This is a genomic window from Microvirga flavescens (assembly GCF_003290125.1).
In the GTDB taxonomy this organism is placed as follows: domain Bacteria; phylum Pseudomonadota; class Alphaproteobacteria; order Rhizobiales; family Beijerinckiaceae; genus Microvirga; species Microvirga flavescens.
Genome location: NZ_QMKH01000019.1, coordinates 1 through 2,783 on the forward strand (window position 1 = coordinate 1; position 2,783 = coordinate 2,783).

Consider the following 2,783-nt stretch of genomic DNA (forward strand, 5'->3'; position numbering starts at 1 on the left):
AGTGACGGCTCTGAACAAGGACACCATCGTCCAGTTCGATCTGAAGAGCGCGACCGATCCGGCCGTTCTGGGTGACCGGTTCGATTTGCTTCAGAGCCGGTTCAACGGCATCACGTCGGATCTCGTTGATAGCGGAATCCTGAAGGGCAGCGCGTTCCATGCGGGCACTCTGGCGACTGCGGGAGCCGGACATCGGATCATCTACAATCAGGCGACGGGCGAGGTCTGGTACGACCGGGACGGCGCCGGGGTTGGTGCTGCCGCCTTCCTGATCGCGACAATTACCAGCGCAGTAAAACCTGCTCTGACGCACGAGTATTTCCACATCGTCTAAAATCCGGGGAACACGAACAGCGGAATTCATATCCGTTGTTCGTTTCGTAACGGATCTGGCTCAACTCCAGTGCATGCAATTGCACAATTAAATGAAGTAAAAGGGCGAACTATGGCTGTTAATCTGATACTCATCGACAACGCGGAAAACGATCCCTTCAACCCGGAAATCGTCGACGCGGGCAGAACGCTTAATATCGACGAAAACCTCACCAACGGATTGAAGATCGCTGAGATTACAGGCTTTGATGCGACAAGACTTCCCCCCTCCGGAAGCTACAAAATCGAGATCGTCGAAGATTGGGGTGGCCGTTTTTCCGTCGTCAAGGAAGGCGGCAAGTGGTATCTCGTCGCCTTGGGGGGACCGAATAACTTCGACTTCGAAGATCCGAATACGGGTGGCGTTTTCGATGGCATCACCTTCTGGTTCCGTGATTCCAATGATACGAACAATACAGGCACCGTGCTCCAGCAGTTGACCGTGAACGTTTACCTCAAGGACGTCGACGAAACCGCGGCGAACCAGGCGCCGACGTTCTCGATCACGGGTGCGACGGGCTTTCCGGCGGACGACAACGGGGATCCGGTCAAGCCGTTCGTCGGCGTGACGCTTGGGGATACGGAGAACGACGAGCTCACGGTCACGCTCTCGTTCGCCGACGCCGACGGTACCTTGGGCGGCCTGTCCGGCGCAGGCGTGCAGGTCACCGGCAACGTCATGACGTCCGGCACGCGCACCTATACGTTCGTGGGCAAGGCGGTCGATCTGCAGAACTTCTTCGACAACGTGACGTTCGACCCGACGAACTCGACGCAGAATTCGGGCACGATCATAACGCCGTTCAACTTCACGGTGAAGGACGCCTCGCACACGGCGACGACGCACAACAACGCCGTGAACGTGGTCACCACGATCAAGGACAAGACGCCGGCAAACACGGCGCCGACGTTCTCGATCGCGGGTGCGACGAGCTTTGCGGCGGACGACAACGGCGCTGCGGTCAAGCCGTTCGCCGGCGTGACGCTTGGCGATGCGGAGAATGACGAGCTCACGGTTACGCTCTCATTCACCGACATCGAGGGTGCCCTGGGCGGCCTGTCCGGCGCGGGCGTGACGCTCGTCAGCGACAGCGTCTTGTCGGGCGCCCGCACGGTCACGGTGAGGGGCAAGGCGGTCGATCTGCAGAACCTCTTCGACAACGTGACGTTCAACCCGACGGATTCGACGGCCAACTCGGGATCGTTCACGACGCAGTTCAGCTTCACGGTGAAGGACGCGTCGCACACGGCGACGCCGTACAACAACGTGGTGAACGTGGTCACCACGATCAAGGACAAGACCCCTGCGAATCAGGCGCCAACGTTCTCGATCACGGGTGCGACGAGCTTCCCTGCAGACGACAACGGCCCTGCGGTCAATCCGTTCGTCGGCGTGACGCTTGGGGATAATGAGAACGACGACCTCACGGTCACGCTCTCATTCGCCAACATCGAGGGCGTTTTGGGCAACCTGACCGGCGCGGGCGTGACGGTCACCGACAACGGTGCGACGTCGGGCGCTCGCATGTTCACGTTCACGGGCAAGGCGTCCGCGCTGCAGACGTTCTTCGACAATGTGACGTTCAACCCGATGGACTCGACGGCCAATTCGGGCACGTTCACGACGCAGTTCAGCTTCACCGTGAAGGACGCGTCGCATACGGCGACGCCGTACAACAACGCGGTGAACGTGGTCACCACGATCAAGGACAAGACGCCGGCAAACACGGCGCCGACGTTCTCGATCGCGGGTGCGACGAGCTTCCCTGCAGACGACAACGGCGCTGCGGTCAAGCCGTTCGCCGGCGTGACGCTTGGCGATGCGGAGAATGACGAGCTCACGGTCACGCTCTCGTTCGCCGACATCGAGGGTACTCTGGGCGGCCTGTCCGGCGCGGGTGTGACGCTCGTCAGCGACGGCGTCTTGTCGGGCGCCCGCACGGTCACGGTGAGGGGCAAGGCGGTCGATCTGCAGAACCTCTTCGACAACGTGACGTTCGATCCGACGGATTCGACGGCCAACTCGGGCACGTTCACGACGCAGTTCAGCTTCACGGTGAAGGACGCCTCGCACACGGCGAGCACGCACAACAATGTCGTGAACGTGGTCACCACGATCAAGGACAAGACGCCGCCGAACACGGCGCCGACGTTCTCGATTACGGGTGCGACGAGCTTTGCGGCGGACGACAACGGCGCTGCGGTCAATCCGTTCGTCGGTGTGACGCTTGCCGATGGCCAGAACGACGACATCACGGTCACGCTGTCGTTTGCCGACGCCGAGGGCATCCTGGGCGGTCTGTCCGGCACGGGCGTGACGCTCGTCAGCAACAGCGTCTTGTCGGGTGCCCGCACGGTCACGGTGAGGGGCAAGGCGAGCGATCTGCAGACGTTCTTCGACAACGTGACGT

General features: G+C 61.0%; 1 protein-coding gene and 1 pseudogene. Both read left to right on the top strand.

Features of this window, described 5'->3' with window-relative positions; translation table 11 throughout:
• Positions 1-334: pseudogene (locus DQW91_RS16390) on the top strand (hypothetical protein); the annotation flags it as partial.
• Positions 335-445: 111 nt separating this feature from the next.
• Positions 446-2,783 (top strand): hypothetical protein (locus tag DQW91_RS16395; protein WP_157961493.1); only part of this gene is annotated, 2,338 nt, incomplete at its 3' end.